Source organism: Enterobacter sp. BNK-29 (assembly GCF_048684785.1).
In the GTDB taxonomy this organism is placed as follows: domain Bacteria; phylum Pseudomonadota; class Gammaproteobacteria; order Enterobacterales; family Enterobacteriaceae; genus Enterobacter; species Enterobacter cloacae_M.
Genome location: NZ_JBLQTU010000001.1, coordinates 3,339,566 through 3,362,801, shown reverse-complemented (window position 1 = coordinate 3,362,801; position 23,236 = coordinate 3,339,566). Strand labels below are relative to the sequence as shown.

Sequence of the window (23,236 nt, the reverse complement as noted above, 5' to 3'; positions counted from 1 at the left end):
AACACATCAGGAAAGCAGACATGGCGCACTCCCATTCCCACTCACACTCACCCGTCAACGACAACGCTAAACGACTGATGCTGGCCTTTGGCGTCACGGCAACGTTTATGGTTATCGAGGTCATTGGCGGCCTGATCTCCGGCTCTCTGGCGCTACTGGCTGATGCCGGACACATGCTGACCGATGCCGCAGCGCTGCTCTTCGCCCTGCTGGCGGTGCAGTTTGCGCGTCGTCCTCCCAATGCGCGCCATACCTTCGGCTGGCTGAGGCTGACAACCCTCGCCGCGTTTGTTAACGCTATTGCGCTGGTGGTCATTACCGTTCTTATCGTCTGGGAAGCCGTACAGCGCTTCAGACACCCGCAGCCAATCGCCGGGGCAACCATGATGGTGATTGCCGTGGCGGGGCTGCTGGCAAATATCCTCGCCTTCTGGATTTTGCACCGCGGCAGCGGGGAAAAGAACCTCAACGTGCGCGCTGCGGCTCTGCATGTTCTGGGTGATTTGCTCGGTTCAGTCGGGGCGATTGTCGCCGCGCTGGTGATCCTCTACACCGGCTGGACGCCTGTCGATCCGATTCTGTCCGTGCTGGTGTCGTGTCTGGTCTTGCGCAGCGCCTGGCGGCTGCTGAAGGAGAGCGTGAATGAACTGCTTGAAGGGGCACCGGCATCGATGGATATTGACGAGCTGAAGCGCAACCTGCGCCGTTCAGTCCCGGAAGTCCGCAATGTTCATCACGTGCACGTCTGGCTGGTTGGGGAAAAACCGGTCATGACGCTGCACGTCCAGGTGATCCCGCCTCACGACCACGATGCGCTGCTTGAACGCATCCAGCATTTTCTTGAACATCACTACGAAATTGGCCACGCCACCATCCAGATGGAGTATCAGCCCTGTAACGGGCCGGACTGCCACCTTAACGAGGCGCAGTCCGGACATTCACATCAGCATCACCACTAGCTGGAAAGCGCGTGAGAACCTCGCTCACGCGCGCTCTTAATCCACATCCGGCTGCCGTTCAGCGCAATGAAGGTCAGCAGCAGATATTCCAGCGACATCGCATAGACGCCCTGCAGGGCGAAGATCGCCACGCTGATCAGGTTGATGATGACCCACAGCAGCCAGTTCTCAACGTATTTACGGGTCATCAGGATCATCGCTGCAATCGACAGCACCATCATGCAGGAATCCCAGAACGGGAAGGCATCCGGCTGGAGCTCGGGCATCGTCACGTTCAGGCCAAAACCGGACATGACCGAAACGGCAACGCGGGTCAGGAACGCAAACACCGGGTTGATATAGACGGTCATTAAACCAATGGCGACCAGACAGGCGACAAACCAGGCGATGGCTTTCGGCAAGGGCAGCCAGCGGATCTGCAGCTCTGCCTCCTGCTGGCTGTTCTGACGCGACCACGCGTACCAGCCGTAAATATTGGCGGCGAAGAAGAACAGCTGCAAAAGCAGGCTGGCGTACAGCTGGATCTGGAAGAAAATAATCGCAAACAGCGTAACGTTAATCAGCCCGAACGCGTAGTTGCTGATCTTCTCCAGGCTTGCCAGCCAGATACAGAGTAATCCCGCCAGCGTGCCAACGGCCTCAATCCATGACAGGTCATAGCCACCTGCACCAATCGGTATATGAACCAGAATGTTCTGCGTGCTAAAAAAATCCATCTTTTCCCCGGGGCGTTTTGAATTAAGTACGTAGTGTAGCCGCAAAATCCAGCATGCGGTTAAGCGGAATTAACGCACCTTCACGCAGGGCGGCATCCACATGGATTTCATGTGCTGCACCGCCCGTCTCGAGCCCTTCGGCAATGGCCTTCAGGCCATTCATCGCCATCCACGGGCAATGCGCACAGCTGCGGCACGTTGCGCCCTCACCCGCCGTTGGCGCTTCAAGGAGCTCTTTCTCCGGCACGGCCTGCTGCATCTTGTAGAAGATACCGCGATCGGTTGCCACGATGAGCTGCCCGTTAGGCAGCGTTCTGGCCGCGTTGATAAGCTGGCTGGTTGAGCCCACGGCGTCCGCCATGTCGACAATCGACTGCGGTGATTCAGGGTGAACAAGAATCGCGGCGTCAGGATAAAGTGCCTTCATGCGCGCCAGCGCCTGGGTTTTGAATTCGTCGTGCACAATGCAGGCCCCCTGCCAGCAGAGAACGTCAGCCCCCGTCTGCTTCTGGACATAATTTCCAAGATGGCGGTCAGGCGCCCAGATAATTTTCTCGCCAAGGCTATCCAGATGTTCAATCAGCTCAACGGCGATGCTGGAGGTGACAACCCAGTCTGCCCGCGCTTTTACCGCCGCAGAGGTGTTGGCGTAAACCACCACGGTGCGGTCAGGGTGGGCGTCACAGAAGGCCGTGAATTCGTCAATCGGACAGCCGAGATCCAGAGAACACTCTGCATTAAGCGTCGGCATCAGAATGGTTTTTTCAGGGCTCAGGATCTTTGCCGTTTCACCCATAAAACGCACGCCAGCGACCAGCAGCGTGGAAGCAGGATGTTTTGCACCGAAGCGTGCCATCTCCAGTGAGTCAGAAATACAGCCCCCGGTCTCTTCCGCCAGCTGCTGAATTTCCGGGTCGGTGTAGTAATGGGCCACCATCACCGCATCTCGTTCTTTAAGAAGACGTTTGATCTTCTCACGGTAGAATTGCTTTTCGTCCTGGCTTAGCGGGACAGGCTTTGGCGGAAACGGATAGATTGCGGCTTCAGGATCAAACATCACACTCATTATGGCTTCTCGTTTTACGGGCTTAACAATATTGCCTTTCTTTTGCATGACATAGCAAAACGCGTGGCAATTGTGTTTTGTATACTAAACAAGATAGCGAATATGAGAGGAAAAGTCACCGGAAATAGGTGCGGATAGCATTTGTCGGCCGGCGGCTTCGCCTTGCCCGACCTGCACAGAGGGCAGATAGCAAAAAGGCGCCTTTAGGGCGCCTTTCTACACTGGTGGGTCGTGCAGGATTCGAACCTGCGACCAATTGATTAAAAGTCAACTGCTCTACCAACTGAGCTAACGACCCCTTGCGGGATGTACTTCAAATTTATTCAGGCTGGTGGGTCGTGCAGGATTCGAACCTGCGACCAATTGATTAAAAGTCAACTGCTCTACCAACTGAGCTAACGACCCTTTTGGGTGTTGCCTGAATTATCACTCGGAACCAATAAAATTGGTGGGTCGTGCAGGATTCGAACCTGCGACCAATTGATTAAAAGTCAACTGCTCTACCAACTGAGCTAACGACCCGAGTGGTGGGTGATGACGGGCTCGAACCGCCGACCCCCTCCGTGTAAAGGAGATGCTCTACCAACTGAGCTAATCACCCACTCTGTACTGCTGGTGTGCGTTAAGTGGTGGGTCGTGCAGGATTCGAACCTGCGACCAATTGATTAAAAGTCAACTGCTCTACCAACTGAGCTAACGACCCACTTTTACGCTGTTTTCACGTTGTTTGATATCCCGTGGCAACGGCGGCATATATTACTGATTTAAGAATTCAGCGCAACAAAAATTTCGATGAAGATCACTTAACTGCTTACGAATCATGCTGCACGACCAGAAATAACGCGATTTCTGGTCATGCGATAATCATCCCATCGAATTCAGACGTTTTTGCGCCTGCTTGGCACCTTCGGTACCTGGGAATTTGGAGACTACCTGCTGGTAAACCGCTTTGGCTTTCGCAGTGTCGCCTTTGTCCTGCATGATGACGCCTACTTTGTACATCGCATCAGGCGCTTTTGGCGATTTCGGGTAGTTTTTTACCACGGAGGCAAAATAAAACGCCGCATCGTCCTTTTTACCCTTGTTGTAATTCAGCTGACCGAGCCAGTAATTCGCATTTGGCTGATAAGTGGAATCAGGGTATTTCTTAACAAAGTTCTGAAACGCAGCAAGGGCGTCATCCTGACGAGATTGATCCTGCACCAGGGCAATGGCCGCGTTGTAGTCCGTATTCGCGTCACCGCTCTGTACAGGCGCCCCTGTTGAAGCAGAAGCATCCGCAGCCGGAGCTGATGTCGCCGCACCGGTCTGATCGCCCGCGGCTGGCTGTGCTTGTGCTGCTGCACCACCGCTACTCAGGCTATCTATCTGCAGCAAAATCTGCTTCTGACGTTCGACAACCTGGTTCAACTGATACTGGCTTTCCTGAATCTGGCCGCGGAGAGAGTCAATATCGTTTTGGTTATCAGAAAGTTGTTGCTGGAGTTGGGTTAAAAGCTGGCTGTGAGCGTTAGAAATACGCTCGAGTTGAGTGACCCGGTCTTCTACCGAGCCTGAGCCGACACTACTGATTGGTGCCTGAGCAAAAGCGGCCCAGGGGGCCGCTATTCCAACCAGTAACGACAGACTCAACAGATGATGTCTGAAGTTACTGCTCATGCAATTCTCTTAGTAAACCAGTACGGCACGACGGTTTTTGGAGTAAGCCGCTTCGTCGTGACCCAGTACTGCAGGTTTTTCTTTACCGTAAGAAACGATGGAGATCTGGTCAGCAGAAACGCCTTTACCCTGCAGGTACATTTTAACAGCGTTAGCACGACGTTCACCCAGGGAGATGTTGTACTCTGGAGTACCACGTTCGTCCGCGTGACCTTCTACGGTGACTTTGTAAGATGGGTTGCTACGCAGGAAGTTAGCGTGAGCATCCAGCATCGCAGCGAAGTCAGAACGGATGTCGTATTTATCCAGATCGAAGTAAACGATGTTGTTCTGCTGCAGCTGCTGCATCTGTAGACGCGCTTGCTCTTCAGAAGACATGTTGCCATTGCCGTTCGCGTCCATACCGGTGCCGGCACCCATCATGCCTTCGCCGCTCTGGTCATTGCTGGCGTTCTTGTTAGAAGAACACGCTGCGATTGCCATTACAGGCAGAGCGATCATCAGCCCCTTCAGCACTTTGTTCAGTTGCATTTCTATGATTCCTTTAGTAATCAATTAATTATTATTTACAGATACGGCGACCAGGCAGGTGATTTTACCTGTCCATCAGTTGCCGGAATACGCGCTTTGAAACGCCCATCTGTAGAAACCAGATTCAGCACAGATCCCATCCCCTGAGAAGAGCTGTAGATTACCATCGTGCCGTTAGGTGCCAGACTCGGCGTTTCATCCAGGAACGTTGACGACAGAACTTGAACGCCACCCGCTACCAGATCCTGTTTGGCAATGTGCTGCTGCCCACCGTTGGAGCTCACCATTACCATAAATTTACCGTCGCTGCTCACGTCTGAGTTCTGGTTCTGCGAACCTTCCCAGGTAATACGCTGCGGAGCACCGCCGTTGATGTTGACTTTATAGATTTGTGGACGGCCAGCCTGGTCAGAGGTAAACGCCAGGTTTTGACTGTCCGGGAACCATGAAGGTTCGGTGTTGTTGCTGCGACCGTCGGTCACCTGACGGATCTGGCCAGAGCCAATGTCCATCACGTACAGGTTCAGGCTACCGGTTTTTGACAGCGCAAACGCCAGTTTAGACCCGTCCGGAGAGAAGGAAGGCGCACCGTTGTGACGTGGGAAAGAGGCCACCTGACGAACAGCACCGTTTGCCAGCGTCTGGATAACCAGCGCTGAACGGCCACTTTCGAAGGTTACATAGGCCAGTTTAGAACCGTCCGGAGACCAGGCTGGAGACATCAGCGGCTGAGAAGAACGTTTCACCAGGAACTGGTTGTAGCCGTCGTAGTCAGATACGCGCAGCTCATACGGGAACTGACCACCGTTGGTCTGTACCACATAAGCAATACGGGTACGGAACGCCCCTTTAATGCCGGTCAGTTTTTCAAATATCGCATCGCTGGCAGCGTGTGCCGCGTAGCGCAGGTACTGCTTAGTGACCTTGTAAGAGTTCTGTGCCAGAACGGTACCCGGTGCACCGCCGGTATCCACCAGTTGCCAGGCCACGTTATAAGAGCCGTCCGGGTTAGGCGTAACCTGACCCACAACCACGGCATCAATACCCAGTGCAGACCATGCTGCAGGCTGTACTTCCTGCGCGCTACCCGGCTGCTGAGGCAGACGAGAACGATCTAACGGATTGAATTTACCGCTGTTACGCAGGTCAGCCGCTACGATGCCGCCGGCATCTTCAGGTGCAGCGCCAGGACCGGCCCACTGGAACGGAACAACCCCGATTGGGCGTGCCGAGTCCACCCCCTGGGTGATCTCGATACGTACTTCTGCGTGCAGTACTGCTGCCCACAGCATTAAAAAACTAAATGCTACACGTAATGCCTGCTTCATCATATCTCCCTTATCCGGGTAACCTTACCCACGATAATTTAGCAGAATGTTAACAAACTCAAATAGACAAAACTACCAGAACCCTGTGACTAAACCTGGTCTATTTTTCCCCGTTTGCACGGGGAAAATGTAACTTAAGGTTTGAAGTCCAGCGGCGCATTTTTGAAGACTTCGTAAACTGCCTGAGACGGCGGTTTAGGCATCTTCGCCTGACGCGCTGCAGCCAGGGCCGCAGTACATAAAGCCGGGTCGCCACCTTCAGACTTAATATCCAGCAGCATGCCGTCCGGAGCCAGTTTTATACGCAACGTACACGTTTTACCGGTATAGGAAGACGCATCATAAAATCGGCTTTCAATAGCGGATTTAATCTGCGCGGCATAACCGTTGATTTCAGCCCCTGTCGCACCGTTACTCTTAGTGTTACCACTTCCCGTCGGCGCTGCGTTGTTTCCTTTCGCCCCACCGCCCGTTTTCGGTGCATTCTTACCGGAGCTCAAATCGCCCAGCAGATCGTCAACCCCTGCGGCGGCAGCGGCTTTTTCAGCGGCTGCGGCCTTTTTGGCAGCCGCTTTATCAGCAGCAGCTTTCTTATCGGCAGCGGCCTTCTCAGCTGCAGCTTTCTTATCGGCGGCAGCCTTCTCAGCTGCAGCTTTTTTATCGGCTGCGGCTTTTTCAGCAGCGGCAGCTTTTTCTGCAGCCGCTTTCTTCGCGGCCTCGGCAGCAGCTTTCTTCTCTGCTTCCTGAGCGGCTTTCTTCGCGGCTTCCGCTTCGGCTTTCTTCTGAGCATCAGCTGCGGCTTTCTTCGCGGCTTCCGCTTCAGCTTTCTTCTGGGCATCAGCAGCGGCTTTCTTCGCGGCTTCAGCTTCAGCTTTCTTCTGAGCATCAGCAGCGGCTTTCTTCGCCGCTTCTGCCGCTAATTTTGCCTGGGCATCAGCCTGTGCTTTCGCGTCCGCTGCGGCTTTTGCTGCCGCCTCTTCCGCCTGCTTTTGCTGTTCCTGGGCTTTCTTCGCGGCCTCTTCGGCTTGCTTCTGCTGTTCCGCCTGCTCTTTCGCAGCTTCCTGCGCCTGCAAACGCTCCTTCTCAAGCTGCTTCAGACGCTCCTGCTCTGCGGCCTGCTTTTCACGCAGTTCTTCCGCCTGCTGTTGCGACTGTTTTTCACGCTGCTCTTCAGCCCGTTTGGCACTCGCCTTCTGCTGTTGTTCGCGATTATAGTTCTGTACTACCGCACCGGGATCCACCATCACGGCGTCAATGGAAGACCCTCCACCGCCGCCGGCTGATGCATCAATATGCTCGTCGAACGAACTCCAGATCAGCGCTGCAAAGAGAATCACGTGCAGCACTGCGGAGACGATTATCGCTCGCTTAAGCTTGTCGTTCTGTTCGGTTGCCTTTGACACTATCGGTTCCCAAAAACTACGCGGATGATCAAATAGGTTGGGTCATTAAGCCAACTGACTTAACACCCGCACTATGTAGCAAGTTCAGCGCTTTAATAATTTCATCGTAGGGTACGTCTTTCGCGCCACCGATTAAGAAGACCGTTTTCGGATTTGACTCCAGACGACGCTGCGCTTCAGCAATAACCTGCTCAGGCGGCAGCTGATCCATACGATCTTTCTCAACCACGACGCTGTATTGCCCTACGCCGGAAACCTCAATGATAACCGGAGGATCGTCATTGGTGCTCACCGCCTGTGATTCTGTCGCATCCGGCAGATCCACCTCCACACTCTGGGTAATGATTGGCGCTGTCGCCATGAAGATCAGCAGCAGTACCAGCAGGACGTCCAGCAGTGGAACGATATTGATTTCGGACTTGAGCTCGCGACGACCTCGTCCACGCGATCTGGCCATGGTTTACCCCTTGTTGCTCTCGGTGCTGGTAAACGCCTGACGGTGCAGAATCGCTGTGAACTCTTCCATAAAGTTGTCGTAGTTCAGTTCCAGTTTGTTCACGCGCTGGTTCAGACGGTTGTAAGCCATAACCGCAGGAATTGCCGCAAACAGACCGATAGCGGTCGCAATCAGTGCTTCAGCGATACCCGGTGCAACCATCTGCAACGTCGCCTGCTTCACCGCGCCCAGCGCGATAAAGGCGTGCATGATCCCCCACACGGTACCAAACAGGCCGATATACGGGCTGATGGAACCGACAGTGCCGAGGAATGGAATATGCGTTTCGAGATTTTCCAGCTCGCGGTTCATAGAGATGCGCATCGCACGCGAGGCACCTTCTACCACCGCTTCCGGAGCATGATTGTTTGCACGATGCAGACGAGCAAACTCTTTGAAACCGCTATAAAAAATTTGCTCGGAGCCTGTAAGGTTTTCACGGCGCCCCTGGCTTTCCTGATACAGACGAGAAAGCTCAATACCCGACCAGAACTTATCTTCAAACGCTTCAGCTTCACGGCCAGCGGCATTGAGGATACGCGTTCTCTGGATGATGATGGCCCAGGATGCGATTGAAAAACCAATCAAAATCAACATGATAAGTTTAACCAGAAGGCTTGCCTTCAGGAACAAATCAAGGATATTCATGTCAGTCACTGCTTAAACTCCGCGACAATAGACTTAGGAAGCGCACGAGGCTTCATTATGGTTGGATCAACACAAACAATCAGCACTTCAGCTGAGTTCAGTACGGTATTCTCTGCGTTGACTATCCGCTGCGTGAAAACCAGTGAGGTCCCGCGCATTGATGTAATTTCAGTTTGGACTTCGAGCATATCGTCGAGTCTGGCAGGCGCAAAATACTCAAGCGTCATCTTGCGTACCACGAAGGCAACTCGCTCAGCCAACAGCACCTGTTGACTAAAGTGATGATGGCGCAGCATCTCTGTGCGTGCCCGTTCATAAAAAGCAACGTAGCTGGCGTGGTAAACCACACCACCGGCATCGGTATCTTCGTAATAGACACGAACCGGCCATCGAAACAGCGTTGTATTCACTTTACATCCCGGTAATGCAACAAAAGTTAATGCTTTTAAACTTCGCTACTATACGCGCGGGAAAGAGGGTTGGGAATGGGAGAAAGTAAACGGAGAGTAAATTTTTATGGGCTCGGGTAAGCCCATAACGTTAACGGACATTTCTTATTCAGAAGAAGAAGAAAATCAAACCGGCGAGAAGCACCAGATCGGCAATCAGCGGGCAAAAAATTCCCTGCCAGTGAACGGCTTTCGGACGAAAGCCCACGCCGTGGATCACACCTGCGCACACCGCCCACATAATGAGAAAGCCGTGCCAGATTTCAAGCTCGCTGGTTTTCGCTGCAAAGCGCGAAGGGTCCCAGAAGATACAACCTGCCAGCAGTAATGCCATCACTAAAGAAAGCGCCCGTAACGGGCGCTTGTCCATTACCGCGTAAAGCGTCGCGATAATATTCATCAGTGTTTTTCTTCACCCGCTTTGGTCGCTTCAACGTGCTCAAGCGCCAGGGCAGTGATGACACCAAATGCACAGGCAAGAAGCGTCCCTAAAATCCATGCGAAATACCACATATTCAGCTCCTTACTTAGTACATAGAGTGGGTGTTGCTTTCGATATGTTCTTTAGTGATACGACCGAACATTTTCCAGTAACACCAGATGGTGTAAGCCAGAACAATCGGAACGAACACGCAAGCAACATACGTCATCAGGTTCAGCGTCATATGGCTGGACGTTGCGTCCCACATGGTCAGGCTAGCATTCAGCATGGTGCTGGATGGCATGACGAATGGGAACATCGCAATACCCGCCGTCAGGATGATGCATGCCAGGGTCAGTGATGAGAACACGAACGCCAGCGCGCCTTTCTCCAGACGAGACGTCAACACGGTCAGCAGCGGCAGCAATACGCCCAGAGCCGGGATAGCCCACAGCGCAGGGGTATTGTTAAAGTTCACCAGCCATGCACCTGCCTGACGCGCCACTTCTTTGGTCAGCGGATTAGACGGCGCAGTATGGTTGATTGCAGACGTCACCACGTAGCCATCAATGCCGTACACCACCCACACGCCGGCCAGTGCAAAGCAAACCAGCGTGACCAGCGCAGCGACCTGAGCCGTCGCGCGAGAACGCAGGTGCAGTTCACCAACCGTACGCATCTGCAGATAGGTTGCGCCCTGAGTGATGATCATCGACACGCTCACCACGCCGGCCAGCAGACCAAACGGATTCAGCAGCTGGAAGAAGTTACCGGTGTAGTAAAGACGCATGTATTCGTCCAGGTGGAACGGTACGCCCTGCAGCAGGTTACCGAACGCCACGCCGATCACCAGCGGTGGAACGAAGCTACCGATAAAGATGCCCCAGTCCCACATGTTGCGCCAGCGGGTGTCTTCAATCTTGGAACGGTAGTCGAAACCAACCGGACGGAAGAATAAAGAGGCCAGCACCAGAATCATCGCCACGTAGAAGCCGGAGAACGCAGCCGCGTAGACCATCGGCCAGGCAGCGAACAGCGCGCCGCCAGCGGTGATCAGCCACACCTGGTTACCGTCCCAGTGAGGGGCAATGGAGTTGATCATGATTCGACGCTCGGTGTCATTACGACCGAGGAAACGGGTGAGCATCCCCACCCCCATGTCGAAACCATCCGTGACGGCAAAACCGATCAGCAGAACGCCGATCAACAGCCACCAGATAAAACGCAATACTTCATAATCGATCATTTGATGACTCCTGTCTTAGCGTGCCGGCTGAGTAGTCGCAGTGGACTGCTCGTAGTGATAGCGACCGGTTTTCAGGCTGCTTGGGCCAAGGCGCGCGAACTTGAACATCAGGAACAGTTCAGCCACCAGGAACAGGGTGTACAGACCACAGATCAGCAGCATGGAGAAGATCAGGTCGCCTGCGGTCAGGGACGAGTTCGCTACCGCCGTTGGCAGTACCTCACCAATCGCCCATGGCTGACGGCCGTACTCCGCAACAAACCAGCCGGATTCGATAGCGATCCACGGCAGTGGAATACCGTACAGCGCGGTGCGCAGCAGCCATTTTTTCTCGCCGATGCGGTTGCGAATCACGGACCAGAAGGACGCCGCAATGATCAGCAGCATGATGATGCCGCAGCCCACCATGATACGGAATGCGAAGTACAGTGGCGCAACGCGTGGAATCGAATCTTTGGTTGCCATCTGGATCTGCGCTTCTGTCGCATCAGAAACGTTCGGGGTATAACGCTTCAGCAGCAGACCGTAACCCAGATCTTTCTTCACGTTGTTGAACTGGTCGCGAACGGCCTGGTCGGTAGAACCGGCACGCAGCTGTTCCAGCAGCGAGTAGGCTTTCATACCGTTACGGATACGCTCTTCGTGCTGAACCATCAGCTCTTTCAGACCTGTCACCTGCTTATCAACAGAACGGGTGGCGATGATACCCAGCGCGTAAGGGATCTGAATGGCGAAGCGGTTTTCCTGCGCGTCCTGATCGGGAATGCCGAACAGCGTAAAGGCAGCAGGCGCCGGTTGGGTTTCCCATTCGGCTTCGATGGCGGCCAGTTTGGTTTTCTGCACGTCACCCATTTCGTAACCGGATTCATCACCCAGAACGATAACAGAGAGGATTGCAGCCATACCGAAGCTTGCAGCGATAGCAAAGGAGCGCTTAGCAAACGCGAAGTCACGACCGCGCAGCATGTAGTAAGAGCTGATACCCAGGATAAACATCGCGCCGCACACGTAGCCAGAAGCGACGGTGTGAACGAATTTAACCTGCGCAACCGGGTTCAGGACCAGCTCGGCAAAGCTGACCATCTCCATACGCATGGTTTCGAAGTTGAAATCAGACGCGATAGGGTTCTGCATCCAGCCGTTCGCCACCAGGATCCACAGCGCGGACAGGTTCGAACCTAATGCCACCAGCCAGGTTACCGCCATATGCTGGACTTTACCCAGACGGTCCCAGCCGAAGAAGAACAGACCTACAAAGGTGGATTCGAGGAAGAATGCCATCAGACCTTCAATGGCCAGCGGCGCACCGAAGATATCCCCGACATAGTGGGAATAGTAAGACCAGTTAGTCCCGAACTGGAACTCCATGGTCAAACCGGTTGCCACGCCCAGCGCGAAGTTGATACCAAACAACTTGCCCCAGAACTTGGTCATATCTTTATAAATCTGTTTGCCGGAGAGAACGTATACCGTTTCCATAATGGCCAGCAGGAACGCCATACCGAGCGTCAGTGGCACAAACAGGAAGTGGTACATCGCGGTCAAGGCAAACTGTAAGCGCGACAGTTCGACTATATCTAACATCATGACTCCTTGCTCATCGCATGAAGACTCCGAGAGTGAACCCCGTCAGAGAGAGATCCACACGCATGCCCCAATACAAATTATTCGCATCCTTGTCGTCGTTATTACCCTGAAGGAGGATAAAAACGATGACGTGAGGTTACAAATACGTTAATAAAAAACTCAAATTGATCCCGCAAATATAATACGCTGCAAAACCCTTACAATAAACAGGTTTTTATTGAATCACATTTACGTTTTTCGACGGCGATCAATTTATAGCAAAATTACCACTTTTCGGCCATTTTGATCGGGGACAATTTACCGCCTTTTGATGGGTTTTTCCAAGGATTAAACATTGATTTAAATCAAAAACAATCCGTTGTGTTAAATGTGTTTTGATGCGGTGAACATAGTAAAAACCATGTTAAAGATATGTATATAAAATACAATTAAGGTTATCAAGTCGATTGATGAATATAAACAGAAGTGATTTTTATTAACTCAGAAGCCCGAATGCCTAATTTATTCAGGACATAAATTTTAGTGCGTTTTTCGTTTTTTTCCATCCGCTCTCTTTAAGGTAAATAAATAACAATTATTTTACTTTTATCCCCCTCTCTAATTAACACCATTTAGTGACTATTGCATGTCGCCCGAGAGGCAATAAAAAAGGCCGCTTTACAGCGGCCAACCATGTCGAAACGGACATTTTTATACTTCAACGCCCCCCTTTCGGGGAGCAGAGAGGACTTACTTAATGATGGATTTCAGTGCTTCGCCGATATCCGCCAGGCTGCGAACGGTTTTCACGCCTGCGGCTTCCAGCGCTGCGAATTTCTCATCAGCCGTACCTTTACCGCCGGCGATGATCGCGCCTGCGTGACCCATACGCTTGCCTTTCGGCGCGGTCACACCCGCGATGTAACCGACAACTGGCTTGGTGACGTGTTCTTTGATGTAAGCAGCGGCTTCTTCTTCCGCGCTACCGCCGATCTCACCGATCATCACGATCGCTTCGGTCTGTGGATCTTCCTGGAACAGCTTCAGGATGTCGATGAAGTTAGAGCCCGGGATCGGGTCACCGCCGATGCCCACGCAGGTGGACTGGCCGAAGCCGTAATCGGTGGTCTGCTTCACTGCTTCATAGGTCAGCGTACCGGAACGGGACACGATGCCCACTTTACCCGGCTTGTGAATGTGGCCCGGCATGATGCCGATTTTGCACTCGCCCGGGGTGATAACGCCAGGGCAGTTCGGGCCGATCATGCGCACGCCTGCTTCATCCAGCTTCACCTTCACGGTCAGCATATCCAGCGTCGGGATGCCTTCAGTAATAGTGATGATCAGTTTGATGCCTGCGTCGATCGCTTCCAGAATGGAGTCTTTGCAGAACGGTGCCGGAACGTAGATCACGGTCGCGGTTGCGCCCGTCGCTTCTACGGCTTCACGCACGGTGTTGAATACCGGCAGGCCCAGGTGCGTAGTACCGCCTTTACCTGGCGTTACGCCGCCAACCATCTGCGTGCCGTAGGCAATCGCCTGTTCTGAGTGGAAAGTCCCCTGGCTACCGGTGAAGCCCTGGCAGATAACCTTGGTATCTTTATTAATTAAAACTGACATTATTTCCCCTCCACTGCGGCAACAACCTGCTGAGCTGCATCCGTCAGACTTTTCGCTGCAATAATATTCAGGCCGCTGTCAGCCAGTTTTTTCGCGCCGAGTTCAGCGTTGTTACCTTCCAGACGCACAACAACCGGAACGTTAACACCCACTTCTTCTACCGCACCGATGATACCGTCGGCGATCAGGTCGCAACGAACGATGCCGCCGAAGATGTTAACCAGAACGGCCTTCACGTTGTCGTCAGAGAGAATGATTTTGAACGCTTCGGTTACGCGCTCTTTGGTTGCGCCACCGCCTACGTCGAGGAAGTTTGCTGGTTCACCGCCGTGCAGCTTAACGATGTCCATGGTGCCCATTGCCAGGCCCGCACCGTTAACCATGCAGCCGATGTTGCCGTCCAGCGCTACGTAGTTCAGCTCCCACTGTGCAGCCTGCGCTTCACGCGGATCTTCCTGAGACTGGTCGCGCATTTCGCGCAGATCCGACTGGCGGAACAGCGCGTTACCGTCAGCGCCCAGCTTGCCATCGAGGCAGATCAGGTCGCCCTGAGTGGTGATCACCAGCGGATTGATCTCGATCAGCGCCAGGTCGCGCTCCAGGAAGATGTTCGCCAGACCCATGAAGATCTTGGTGAACTGCTGAACCAGCTTGCCTTCCAGGCCCAGTTTGAACGCCAGCTCGCGACCCTGGTAAGGCATTGGGCCCGCCAGCGGATCGATTGCCACTTTGTGGATCAGGTGCGGGGTTTCTTCCGCCACTTTTTCGATTTCCACGCCGCCTTCGGTAGACGCCATGAACACCACGCGACGGGAGCTACGGTCAACAACCGCGCCCAGGTACAGTTCTTTCGCGATGTCGGTCGCCGCTTCAACCAGGATCTGGTTAACCGGCTGGCCGTTCGCATCTGTCTGGTACGTTACCAGACGCTTGCCGAGCCAATGTTCAGCAAACGCACGAATCTCTTCTTTGCTCTTAACAACCTTCACACCGCCCGCTTTACCACGGCCACCAGCGTGAACCTGACACTTAACTACCCAAGGGCCGGAACCGATTTTAGATGCGGCTTCTTCTGCTTCACGCGGGGTAGTACAGGCATAACCCACCGGAGCCGGTAAGCCATACCGGGCAAACAGCTGTTTGGCCTGATATTCATGTAAGTTCATGTGTTCTATCCATCCTTCAGGTAATCGTTAGGTCGTGCTTTTATTGGCCCGGCAGCCATACGCCGCCGGGCAAGACTGCAAAACTAGACGTCCAGCAGCAGACGGGTTGGATCTTCCAGCAGCTCTTTAATCGCGACCAGGAAGCCCACGGACTCGCGGCCGTCGATCAGGCGGTGATCGTAAGAGAGCGCCAGGTACATCATTGGCAGGATCTCAACTTTACCGTCTACCGCCATCGGGCGATCTTTAATGGCATGCATACCCAGGATCGCGCTCTGCGGCGGGTTAATGATCGGGGTAGACATCAGCGAGCCGAATACGCCGCCGTTGGTAATGGTGAAGTTACCGCCGGTCAGGTCGTCTACGGTCAGCTTGCCGTCGCGGCCTTTAACAGCCAGCTCTTTAATGTTTTTCTCGATGTCAGCCATACCCAGGGTATCCACATCACGCAGAACCGGCGTTACCAGGCCGCGTGGAGTAGAAACCGCCATGCTGACGTCGAAATAGTTGTGGTAAACCACGTCATCGCCGTCAATAGACGCGTTCACTTCCGGGTAGCGTTTCAGCGCTTCAACTACCGCTTTCACGTAGAAGGACATAAAGCCCAGACGGATACCGTGACGTTTTTCAAACGCGTCACCGTACTGCTTGCGCAGATCCATGATTGGCTTCATGTTCACTTCGTTGAAGGTGGTCAGCATCGCGGTGGAGTTTTTCGCTTCCAGCAGACGCTCGGCCACGCGCTTGCGCAGACGAGTCATCGGCACGCGTTTTTCGCTGCGGGCACCCAGAGCAGGCTGTGCTGCCGGTGCCTGAGCAGGGGCTTTCGCTTCTGCCTGAGCAGGCGCTTTCGCCAGGTGTTTGTCGATGTCTTCGCGGGTCAGACGGCCGCCCACACCGGTGCCTTTGATGGCTGCCGGGTCGAGGCTGTGTTCAGCCAGCAGGCGACGGATCGCCGGGCTGAGGGCGTCGTTAGACTGTTCTTCCAGAGAAGCCTGCTGGCGCTGAGCCGGCGTAGAGGCTTTCTCTTCAGATTTCGCGCTGGACTCTTTGCCCGCGCTGTTGCCTTCACGCAGGCGACCCAGGATCTGACGAGAGGTTACGGTGGTACCTTCATCTTCCAGCACCGCGTCCAGAACGCCATCCGCCGAAGCCGGTACTTCCAGTACCACTTTGTCAGTTTCGATTTCTACCAGCACTTCATCGCGCTTAACGGCATCGCCTGGTTTTTTGTGCCAGGTAGCGACGGTCGCATCTGCTACGGATTCAGGCAGGTCGGGAACAAGAATATCTACGCTACTCATTTTGTATCCTTTAATTAATCGACGTTCAGCGCGTCATTGACCAGATCTTGTTGCTGCTTCTGGTGAACGGACATATACCCTACCGCCGGAGAGGCGGAGGCCGGGCGACCTGCATAGCGCAGGGCTGACCCAAATGGAATCACTTCACGGAAATGATGCTGGCTGCAGTACCATGCGCCCTGGTTGAGCGGCTCTTCCTGGCACCAGACAAAATCATGTACGTGAGCATATTGTTTCAGCACTTCCTGCATCGCCTGATGCGGGAACGGATAAAGCTGTTCGATACGCACGATGGCGACATCTTTCTGATCGTTCTTGCGGCGCTGTTCCAGCAGGTCGTAATAAACCTTACCAGAACACATCACCACGCGCTTCACGCCCTGCGGATCCAGCTCGTCAATTTCACCGATGGCTGGCAGGAAGGTACCGTTCGCCAGTTCTTCCAGGCTCGACACCGCCAGCGGGTGACGCAGCAGGGATTTTGGCGACATCACCACCAGCGGACGGCGCATACCGCGCAGCGCCTGGCGACGCAGCATATGGTAGACCTGAGCCGGGGTGGACGGCACGCAGACCTGCATGTTCTGCTCGGCGCAGAGCTGCAGATAACGTTCCAGACGCGCGGAGGAGTGCTCCGGACCCTGACCTTCATAACCGTGCGGCAGCAGCATTACCAGGCCACACATACGGCCCCACTTCTGCTCGCCGGAGGAGATGAACTGGTCGATAACCACCTGCGCACCGTTGGCGAAGTCACCGAACTGCGCTTCCCAGATGGTCAGGGTGCGTGGTTCAGCGGTGGCATAACCGTATTCGAAGGCCAGAACCGCTTCTTCAGACAGCACGGAGTCCCAGACCTTGAACTGGCCCTGACCGTTGTGCACGTGCTGCAGCGGGGTGTAGGTTGAACCGTTGGACTGGTTGTGAACAACCGCGTGACGGTGGAAGAAGGTCCCACGGCCGGCATCTTCACCGGACAGACGAACAGGAATGCCTTCGTCAACCAGCGTTGCGTAGGCCAGCGTTTCCGCACCGCCCCAGTCGAACAGCTTCTCGCCTGCCGCCATGGACTGACGGTCAGCGTAGATTTTCGCCACGCGAGACTGCATCTCGATAGCGTCCGGTACGGTGCTGATGCGTTTAGCCAGCTCCTGCAGGCGCTTCATCTCAACCTTGTTCGGGTAGCTCTCATCCCACTCGTGGTTGAGGTACGGCGACCAGGTAAAGGAGTGCATGTTCATCGGGCGCAGCTCTTTGACCACGCATTCACCCGCATCCAGCGCGTCGCGGTAGAGGTTGACCATTTCGGTCGCATCTTCCAGCGTCGTCACTTTGTCGCTCTCCAGCTTGTCAGCATAGATTTTGCGCGGGGTCGGGTGTTTTTTGATTTTCTGATACATCAACGGCTGGGTTGCACTTGGCTCGTCCGCTTCGTTGTGGCCGTGACGGCGGTAGCAGAAGAGGTCAATGAACACATCGCGTTTAAAGGTATTACGGAAATCCAGCGCCAGACGGGTAACGAAAGCAACGGCTTCCGGGTCATCCGCGTTAACGTGGAAGATTGGCGCCTGCACCATCTTACCGATGTCGGTGCAGTACGGGGTAGAACGCGCGTCAAGCGGGTTAGAGGTGGTAAAGCCCACCTGGTTGTTGATCACGATGCGAACGGTACCGCCCACTTCGTAACCACGCGCTTTCGACATGTTCAGGGTTTCCTGAACCACGCCCTGCCCTGTTACCGCCGCATCACCGTGGATGGTAATTGGCAGTACTTTATTGCTGCTCGGCTCGTCCAGACGATCCAGACGCGCACGCACGGAACCGATAACCACCGGGCTAACGATTTCCAGGTGTGACGGGTTAAACGCCAGCGCCAGGTGAACCAGACCGCCTTCGGTTTCGATATCTGACGAGAAGCCCATGTGGTACTTCACGTCGCCGGTGCCGAGGTGTTCTTTATGTTTGCCCGCGAACTCGTCGAACAGGTCCTGAGGTTTTTTACCCAGCACGTTGACCAGCACGTTCAGACGACCACGGTGCGCCATGCCCAGTACCACTTCACGGGTGCCGCTCTTGCCTGCGTGACGAATCAGCTCTTTCAGCATTGGCACCAGCGCGTCGCCGCCTTCCAGCGAGAAGCGTTTTGCGCCCGGGAATTTCGCGCCCAGATAGCGCTCAAGCCCTTCCGCTGCGGTCAGTTCGTTCAGGAAGCGTTTTTTCTCGTCAGCCGAGAAGGTCGCGTGGCCCGCTACGGATTCGATGCGCTGCTGGATCCAGCGTTTCTCTTCGGTAGAGGTAATGTGCATGTATTCCGCGCCGATGGAGCCGCAGTAGGTTTGCTTGAGCGCGTCAATCAGATCGCCCAGCTTCATCGTGTCTTTGCCGATGGCAAAGGAACCTACGTTAAAGCTTTCCTGGAAATCGGCCTCGGTCAGATCGTGATATGCCGGATCGAGATCGGCCACACGGTCTTGTTTCCACAGTCCCAGCGGATCGAGATTCGCATGCTGGTGACCGCGGAAGCGATAAGCGTTGATAAGCTGCAGGACTTTAACCTGCTTCGCATTGGTGTCAGGGTCGGAAATCGCAGAAGAGTAACGTGAGGCATCCTTCGCCAGACGACGGAAATAATCACGTGTTTTGGAATGGAATTGATCCGGTTTGACCCCTGTGCCAGGCAACTGCTGGAACATGGAACGCCAGTTTGCGTCCACTGAGTCAGGATCGGTTAAGAAGTCTTCATAGAGCTGTTCAATCCAGCTCTGGTTCGCACCAGAAAGGAAAGAAGAGTCCAGCCAGGCTTTCATTGCGCCGTTCTGCATCGTGATCCCTTAAGCATTTTTATGCTTACTTTCGCCGTAGAAACTACCACGCACACCACGTGTACGTGCCGGGGTTCACCTGCGAGCTCTTTTACTTTGGCCCGCGAAGGAACCTTTAGAAACTGTCTAAGGGTCTTTACCCTCACCCCTACCCTCTCCCTAAGGGAGAGGGGGAATGCCGTCGGCAGTTTTTAAAGATTTCCTGCAATCTGTCCCCTCTCCCTTAGGGAGAGGGTTAGGGTGAGGGGAACAGTGCTCCCCTCTCAATACTTACGCACTGCGCTGCAGCAGCATCGACTTAATATGGCCGATGGCGCGCGTCGGGTTCAGCCCCTTCGGACACACACTGACGCAGTTCATGATGCTATGGCAGCGGAATACGCTGAAAGCGTCACTCAATCCTTCCAGACGGCTATCGGTTTCGGTGTCGCGGCTATCGATCAGGAAGCGATAGGCAGCCAGCAAACCGGCCGGGCCGATAAACTTGTCCGGGTTCCACCAGAACGACGGGCAGGACGTTGAACAGCATGCGCAGAGAATACACTCGTACAACCCATCGAGTTTTTCACGCTGCTCAGGAGACTGTAAGTGCTCGCGAGCGGGTGGATTTTGCCCATTATTCAATAAGTAAGGCTTAATCTTCTCATATTGTGCATAGAATTGCCCCATGTCTACCACCAAATCACGCACGACCGGCAGGCCTGGCAGAGGACGGATAACAATTTTCTGACCAGGACGCTGCAGCGCTGAAATTGGCGTAATGCAGGCCAGGCCATTTTTGCCGTTCATGTTCACACCGTCAGAACCACAAACCCCTTCACGACAGGAGCGTCGGAACGACAGCGTAGGATCTTTTTCTTTCAGCTGGATTAAGGCATCCAGCAGCATCATGTCGCGACCTTCTTCCGCTTCCAGGGTGTAGTCCTGCATACGCGGAGCGTCATCAACATCCGGGTTATAACGATAAACTGAGAATTCGAGTTTCATTATCCTGTCTCCGCATTAGTAAGTACGAATCTTCGGCGGGAACGCCGGACGCAGTTTCGGTTCCATATTGACGCTACGACGCGTCATGGATTCCGACTCTGGCAGATACAGGGAATGGCACAGCCAGTTTTCGTCATCACGATCCGGGAAGTCGAAGCGGCTATGCGCGCCACGGCTTTCGGTACGGAAGTTTGCCGACATCGCCGTCGCGAACGCGGTTTCCATCAGGTTATCCAGCTCCAGACACTCAACGCGCTGGGTGTTGAATTCGCTGGAGGTGTCGTCCAGACGGGCATTTTTCAGACGCTCGCGGATCGCTTTCAGCTCCTCAAGACCTTTGGCCATCGCGTCGCCTTCGCGGAATACCGAGAAGTTGTGCTGCATGCATTCCTGCAGCGCTTTACGGATTTCCACCGGATCTTCGCCGTTGCGGTTACCGTTCCAGCGGTTGAGGCGCTCAAGAGAGGCATCAATTTCGTCGTCGGTCGCGTCACGCAGCGCGCCCTGCTCGGCAATGGATTCCTGCAGATGCAGACCGACTGCACGACCAAACACCACCAGGTCCAGCAGGGAGTTGCCGCCCAGACGGTTTGCACCGTGTACGGATACGCAGGCAATTTCGCCTACCGCGAACAGGCCAGGAATAACCACGTCTTCGCCCTGCTCGTTTACGGTCAGTGCCTGACCGGTCACTTTGGTCGGAATACCGCCCATCATGTAGTGGCAGGTTGGGATAACCGGAATCGGCTCTTTCACCGGGTCGACGTGTGCGAAGGTGCGGGACAGTTCCAGGATGCCCGGCAGACGGGACTCCAGAACTTCTTTACCCAGATGGTCCAGCTTCAGCTTCGCGTGTGGACCCCATGGGCCGTCACAGCCGCGGCCTTCACGGATTTCGATCATGATGGAACGCGCCACCACGTCACGACCCGCCAGGTCTTTCGCATTCGGGGCATAACGCTCCATGAAGCGCTCGCCGTGCTTGTTCAGCAGGTAACCACCTTCACCGCGGCAGCCTTCTGTTACCAGAACGCCCGCACCGGCGATACCGGTTGGGTGGAACTGCCACATCTCCATATCCTGCACCGGCACGCCCGCGCGGATAGCCATACCGACACCGTCACCGGTGTTGATGTGGGCGTTGGTGGTGGACTGATAGATACGGCCTGCACCGCCGGTAGCCAGCACGGTAGCGCGGGCTTTGAAGTAAACCACTTCACCGGTTTCGATGCACAGCGCGGTACAGCCGACAATTGCGCCATCGGCGTTTTTCACCAGATCCAGCGCGTACCACTCGGAGAAGATGGTGGTATGGTTTTTCAGGTTCTGCTGATACAGGGTGTGCAGCAGTGCGTGACCGGTACGGTCAGCCGCCGCCGCGGTGCGTGCCGCCTGATCGCCGCCGAAGTTTTTCGACTGGCCGCCAAACGGACGCTGATAGATAGTGCCATTTTCCAGACGGGAGAACGGCAGACCCATGTGGTCCAGCTCCAGAATCGCTTCCGGGCCGGTTTTACACATATATTCGATGGCATCCTGGTCGCCGATGTAGTCGGAACCTTTTACCGTGTCGTACATGTGCCATTCCCAGTTATCTTCATGGGAGTTACCCAGCGCAACGGTGATACCGCCCTGCGCAGACACAGTGTGGGAACGGGTCGGGAAAACTTTAGAGAGCAGCGCACAGGTCTGGCCGCTCTGGGAAATTTGCAGTGCGGCACGCATACCTGCGCCACCGGCACCAATTACAACAGCATCAAATTCTCTGACTGGCAGTTTCATTACACACCCCACACCACAACGAATCCATAAATAACGTAAACCACCAGTGCAACAACAATGGCCAGCTGCAGTGGGAGGCGAATCGCCAGCGGTTTAACGTAATCGGTCAACACCTGCCACATGCCAATCCAGGCATGAATAAGGATGGAGAACAGAGCCAGCAGGGTGAACACTTTGGTGAAGGCGGATCCGAAGAACCCACTCCAGATTTCCCACGTCAGCGTGCCGCTGGTCGCGAAGAAACCGATCATATAGATGATGTAAAGAGTGAGAACGATGGCGGTAGCACGGACCAGAATGAAGTCATGTACGCCGTTGCGTCCTAATGCGGAGGCGTTGCTTACCATACGAGAACTCCTGCGAGAAGTGAAAGCACGACAGTAATCACAAATGAAATGTTAGCGGAGCGTTTCCCGGCTTCGAAAGTCTCTTCCAGGTAGCCAAAGTCCATCAGCATATGGCGAACACCCACGACAACGTGGTACGCCAGCGCGGTCAGAATGCCCCACATGATGAATTTCACGAAGAAGCTGTTCATGATGGCAGAGGCCTGGAGGAATCCTTCAGGGGAAGAGAGGCTGGTGCCCAGTAACCACAGTAAAATACCGACCGCCACAAACGTAATCACACCAGAAACACGGTGCAGAATGGACGCTATTGCTGTTACAGGGAACCGGATCGTTTTGAGATCCAGATTGACAGGTCTTTGTTTTTTCACATTTCTTATCATGAATAACGCCCACATGCTGTTCTTATTGTTTCCTTCCTCCGGACTGCGATGCGGGTCAAGCAGCGTTCCTTTTCTATAACTGCGCGTCATGCAAAACACTGCTTCCAGATGCTTAAACGACACGTTACAACGCTGGGTGGCTCGGGATTGCAGGGTGTTCCGGAGACCTGGCGGCAGTATAGGCCGTTCACAAAATCATTACAATTAACCTACATACAGTTTGTCGGGTTTTCTCTGGAACAGTGATCAGGGTCACGATAACAACATCTTTTTAATTTTTAATCATCTGATTTGACAAATGTTAAACAATATTGTTACAAACGTCATCAGAAAAGGC

The 23,236-nt window shown here is 54.2% G+C and carries 22 protein-coding genes and 5 tRNA genes; 1 reads left to right on the top strand and 26 read right to left on the bottom strand.

Annotated elements, in window-relative coordinates:
* Positions 1-20 precede the first annotated feature (20 nt).
* The gene (gene zitB, locus ACMGGX_RS16055) at positions 21-959 is read left to right on the top strand and encodes a CDF family zinc transporter ZitB (RefSeq protein ID WP_420298595.1); all 939 of its coding nucleotides are present in this window, start codon (positions 21-23) and stop codon (positions 957-959) included.
* Here zitB and pnuC read toward each other — a convergent pair.
* The 26 genes from pnuC to sdhC form a co-directional block, all read right to left on the bottom strand.
* Positions 956-1,675 (bottom strand): nicotinamide riboside transporter PnuC, encoded by a 720-nt coding sequence (pnuC, locus tag ACMGGX_RS16050; protein ID WP_420298594.1) that lies wholly within the window; start codon positions 1,673-1,675, stop codon positions 956-958. The genes zitB and pnuC overlap by 4 nt on opposite strands.
* Before the next feature lie 22 nt (positions 1,676-1,697).
* Positions 1,698-2,741, bottom strand: a complete 1,044-nt coding sequence (gene nadA / locus ACMGGX_RS16045) for a quinolinate synthase NadA (protein ID WP_248182336.1) — start codon at positions 2,739-2,741, stop codon at positions 1,698-1,700.
* A gap of 222 nt (positions 2,742-2,963) precedes the next feature.
* Positions 2,964-3,039, bottom strand: a tRNA-Lys gene (locus ACMGGX_RS16040).
* Positions 3,040-3,070: 31 nt separating this feature from the next.
* Positions 3,071-3,146 (bottom strand) — tRNA-Lys (locus ACMGGX_RS16035).
* A gap of 41 nt (positions 3,147-3,187) precedes the next feature.
* Positions 3,188-3,263: transfer RNA gene (locus tag ACMGGX_RS16030), tRNA-Lys, on the bottom strand.
* Between the two features lie 3 nt (positions 3,264-3,266).
* Positions 3,267-3,342, bottom strand: a tRNA-Val gene (locus tag ACMGGX_RS16025).
* A gap of 26 nt (positions 3,343-3,368) precedes the next feature.
* A tRNA-Lys gene (locus tag ACMGGX_RS16020) sits at positions 3,369-3,444 on the bottom strand.
* Positions 3,445-3,605: 161 nt separating this feature from the next.
* Positions 3,606-4,400, bottom strand: coding sequence for a cell division protein CpoB (cpoB, locus tag ACMGGX_RS16015; protein WP_029740420.1), 795 nt, complete (start codon positions 4,398-4,400; stop codon positions 3,606-3,608).
* Between the two features lie 9 nt (positions 4,401-4,409).
* Positions 4,410-4,931 (bottom strand): peptidoglycan-associated lipoprotein Pal, encoded by a 522-nt coding sequence (gene pal, locus ACMGGX_RS16010; protein ID WP_003858578.1) that lies wholly within the window; start codon positions 4,929-4,931, stop codon positions 4,410-4,412.
* 35 nt (positions 4,932-4,966) lie between these two features.
* Entirely contained in the window at positions 4,967-6,259 is a 1,293-nt protein-coding gene (tolB, locus tag ACMGGX_RS16005) for a Tol-Pal system beta propeller repeat protein TolB (protein WP_348561649.1), read from the bottom strand.
* 134 nt (positions 6,260-6,393) lie between these two features.
* The gene (gene tolA, locus ACMGGX_RS16000; protein ID WP_214538227.1) at positions 6,394-7,662 is read right to left on the bottom strand and encodes a cell envelope integrity protein TolA; all 1,269 of its coding nucleotides are present in this window, start codon (positions 7,660-7,662) and stop codon (positions 6,394-6,396) included.
* A gap of 28 nt (positions 7,663-7,690) precedes the next feature.
* Positions 7,691-8,119, bottom strand: a complete 429-nt coding sequence (gene tolR, locus ACMGGX_RS15995) for a colicin uptake protein TolR (RefSeq protein WP_003858589.1) — start codon at positions 8,117-8,119, stop codon at positions 7,691-7,693.
* Positions 8,120-8,122: 3 nt separating this feature from the next.
* Positions 8,123-8,815 carry a Tol-Pal system protein TolQ gene (gene tolQ / locus ACMGGX_RS15990; RefSeq protein WP_008501101.1) on the bottom strand — a complete coding sequence of 231 codons (693 nt, stop codon included), beginning with the start codon at positions 8,813-8,815 and terminating at the stop codon, positions 8,123-8,125.
* A complete protein-coding gene (ybgC, locus tag ACMGGX_RS15985; RefSeq protein WP_003858593.1) occupies positions 8,812-9,216 on the bottom strand; it encodes a tol-pal system-associated acyl-CoA thioesterase in 405 nt (134 codons plus the stop codon). The genes tolQ and ybgC overlap by 4 nt, the downstream gene beginning before the upstream one ends.
* 148 nt (positions 9,217-9,364) lie before the next feature.
* Positions 9,365-9,655: a cyd operon protein YbgE gene (ybgE, locus tag ACMGGX_RS15980; protein ID WP_010428735.1), complete on the bottom strand. Its 291-nt coding sequence runs from the start codon at positions 9,653-9,655 to the stop codon at positions 9,365-9,367.
* Positions 9,655-9,768 carry a cytochrome bd-I oxidase subunit CydX gene (cydX, locus tag ACMGGX_RS15975; protein WP_003858598.1) on the bottom strand — a complete coding sequence of 38 codons (114 nt, stop codon included), beginning with the start codon at positions 9,766-9,768 and terminating at the stop codon, positions 9,655-9,657. The genes ybgE and cydX overlap by 1 nt, the downstream gene beginning before the upstream one ends.
* Before the next feature lie 14 nt (positions 9,769-9,782).
* Positions 9,783-10,922, bottom strand: coding sequence for a cytochrome d ubiquinol oxidase subunit II (gene cydB / locus ACMGGX_RS15970; RefSeq protein ID WP_348560772.1), 1,140 nt, complete (start codon positions 10,920-10,922; stop codon positions 9,783-9,785).
* Positions 10,923-10,937: 15 nt separating this feature from the next.
* A complete protein-coding gene (gene cydA / locus ACMGGX_RS15965; RefSeq protein WP_032661145.1) occupies positions 10,938-12,506 on the bottom strand; it encodes a cytochrome ubiquinol oxidase subunit I in 1,569 nt (522 codons plus the stop codon).
* 732 nt (positions 12,507-13,238) lie between these two features.
* Complete coding sequence (gene sucD, locus ACMGGX_RS15960) at positions 13,239-14,108, bottom strand: succinate--CoA ligase subunit alpha (RefSeq protein WP_008501094.1); 870 nt, start codon at positions 14,106-14,108, stop codon at positions 13,239-13,241.
* A complete protein-coding gene (gene sucC / locus ACMGGX_RS15955; RefSeq protein ID WP_023310791.1) occupies positions 14,108-15,274 on the bottom strand; it encodes an ADP-forming succinate--CoA ligase subunit beta in 1,167 nt (388 codons plus the stop codon). The genes sucD and sucC overlap by 1 nt, the downstream gene beginning before the upstream one ends.
* 83 nt (positions 15,275-15,357) lie before the next feature.
* A complete protein-coding gene (gene odhB / locus ACMGGX_RS15950; RefSeq protein ID WP_063439318.1) occupies positions 15,358-16,578 on the bottom strand; it encodes a 2-oxoglutarate dehydrogenase complex dihydrolipoyllysine-residue succinyltransferase in 1,221 nt (406 codons plus the stop codon).
* A 14-nt stretch (positions 16,579-16,592) separates the two neighbouring features.
* Positions 16,593-19,400 carry a 2-oxoglutarate dehydrogenase E1 component gene (gene sucA / locus ACMGGX_RS15945; RefSeq protein WP_023334931.1) on the bottom strand — a complete coding sequence of 936 codons (2,808 nt, stop codon included), beginning with the start codon at positions 19,398-19,400 and terminating at the stop codon, positions 16,593-16,595.
* Positions 19,401-19,670: 270 nt separating this feature from the next.
* Positions 19,671-20,387: a succinate dehydrogenase iron-sulfur subunit SdhB gene (sdhB, locus tag ACMGGX_RS15940; protein WP_008501090.1), complete on the bottom strand. Its 717-nt coding sequence runs from the start codon at positions 20,385-20,387 to the stop codon at positions 19,671-19,673.
* 15 nt (positions 20,388-20,402) lie between these two features.
* Positions 20,403-22,169, bottom strand: coding sequence for a succinate dehydrogenase flavoprotein subunit (sdhA, locus tag ACMGGX_RS15935; RefSeq protein ID WP_420298593.1), 1,767 nt, complete (start codon positions 22,167-22,169; stop codon positions 20,403-20,405).
* Complete coding sequence (gene sdhD / locus ACMGGX_RS15930) at positions 22,169-22,516, bottom strand: succinate dehydrogenase membrane anchor subunit (protein ID WP_008501088.1); 348 nt, start codon at positions 22,514-22,516, stop codon at positions 22,169-22,171. The genes sdhA and sdhD overlap by 1 nt, the downstream gene beginning before the upstream one ends.
* Positions 22,510-22,914: a succinate dehydrogenase cytochrome b556 subunit gene (gene sdhC, locus ACMGGX_RS15925; protein WP_020684965.1), complete on the bottom strand. Its 405-nt coding sequence runs from the start codon at positions 22,912-22,914 to the stop codon at positions 22,510-22,512. Before sdhC ends, sdhD begins: the two co-directional genes overlap by 7 nt.
* Positions 22,915-23,236: the final 322 nt, after the last annotated feature.